This is a genomic window from Alkalibacterium kapii, assembly GCF_007988865.1.
In the GTDB taxonomy this organism is placed as follows: Bacteria; Bacillota; Bacilli; order Lactobacillales; family Carnobacteriaceae_A; genus Alkalibacterium; species Alkalibacterium kapii.
The window spans coordinates 1-1,855 of sequence record NZ_BJUY01000048.1; the positions used below are offsets into that span (position 1 = coordinate 1).

A 1,855-nucleotide genomic window follows, 5' to 3' on the forward strand; every position below is an offset into this window, starting at 1 on the left:
ATGTGCGCCCGGCATGGGCGACAACTTGGTGGTGAAAGTCCACTACAGACTTGGCAGTAGGAACTGTTAGCGAAAGTCAAGGGTGTCCGCCGTGAGGCGGAATCTGAAGGAAGACGGACGCAAATGCTTGCACTGACGAACAGAAACTTCATACAAAGGCTTGATAGAACGGATAAGCTTGCATAACAAAGTGAAGTCCGATACTGCCCGAATTCTATTGAGTAAATGAAGCAGTGACATGAGCAGAAGGTTGTCGTTCTTACCCGGGGAGGTCTCGTCAGCGCTTAGTAGTAACAACGAATGGCGAGAAGTCAGCCGAGGTCATAGTAGGGAAAATGTACCGAAGGACCGAACAATATCAATACTTTGAAGATTGGAGGTTAGGCATTATGACAAACGCAGAAAACAACCCACGGGTTGGCAAACTACAAAGGGATAAGCTGGAAGCGAAAGAGTATGTAGATGTGCGGAGTAATCGCCTAGGTGAATGTAAAGACAAGTATGGTGAGTCTCTCATGAGGCTCGTTGTAAGTGAGAAGAATCTATTTGAAGCGGCTAAAATTGTTAAACGCAATAAAGGAGCTGCTGGAGTAGATGGGATGACAGTTAATGAAATAGAATCACATATCATGGAAATGAGTCCGTATTTAAAAAAGAAACTGTTAGACGGTACCTATAAACCACAACCGGTCAGACGGGTGGAAATTCCCAAAGCGAATGGTGGTATCCGAAAACTGGGTATTCCCGTTGTACGGGACCGAGTGGTCCAACAAGCCATCAGGCAAGTGATAGAACCTATCATTGATAAACATTTCCTCCCACACAGTCATGGGTTCCGCAAAGGGAAAAGCAATCATACAGCGTTGAAAGAGTGTGTCGGCTATTATCAGCAAGGCTACAAAGTAGCCGTCGATTGTGACCTGAAACAGTGCTTTGACACACTCAATCATGATAAGCTGATGTACTATCTCGAACAGTATATACAGGACAAAATGATTCTGAAAATTATCCGTAAGTTCTTACAGAGCGGTGTCATAGATCTGTCTGGCGAATTCGTAGAAAGTAACACAGGCGCACCACAAGGTGGCGTGATATCGCCCCTACTCAGTAACGTATACTTACATGAACTGGATAAAGAAATGAAGCAGAGAGGCCACCGTTTCGTCCGTTTCGCTGATGACTTCGTCATCTTTGTGAAGTCAAAACGAGCCGGTGAACGTGTGCTCCAAAGCATCACCCGCTTCATTGAAAAAGACCTGAAACTAACTGTCAACCAAGAGAAAAGTAAAGTGGGCTCCCCAACGCGTTTAAAGTTCTTGGGTTGTCTGATAACCACAGTGAATGGGGTCTGTCGCTACAGACCTTCGAACGAAGCCAAAGCGAAATTCATTCGCACCTTGAAACGCTTGACAAAACGTAAGCGAGCAGGGACATTTGATGAGATTGTCAAAGAGATAAACAGCCGAACAAGAGGCTGGATAAATTATTTCGGCACAGGCTTCATCAAAACCTTCGTAACGAAAGTGGAGAAATGGCTTCATCACCGTATCAGGCAACTGATTTTAAAGAGATGGAAAAATCCACGTACCAAGATTAGCAGACTAATGCGCTTAGGTCTAGATATGGACAGTGCCAAACGCATTGGCTACTCCAGGAAGAAGTACTGGAGATTGTCAAAAACACCTGAGGTTCATTGGGTGCTTACAACGAAAAGACTCTACCGGTGGAACGTAGTTTCACTACGTAACCTGGCAGAGTCTGCTTACTTAAGATATTGAACCGCCGTATACGGAACCGTACGTACGGTGGTGTGAGAGGACGGTAAATAAATTAATTATTTACCTCCTACTCGATT

The 1,855-nt window shown here is 44.8% G+C and carries 1 protein-coding gene; it reads left to right on the forward strand.

All coding sequences use genetic code 11. The features are described from left to right. The first annotated feature begins 389 nt into the window (after positions 1-389). Entirely contained in the window at positions 390-1,778 is a 1,389-nt protein-coding gene (gene ltrA / locus AKA01nite_RS09175) for a group II intron reverse transcriptase/maturase (protein WP_146925025.1), read from the forward strand. Positions 1,779-1,855 lie beyond the last annotated feature (77 nt).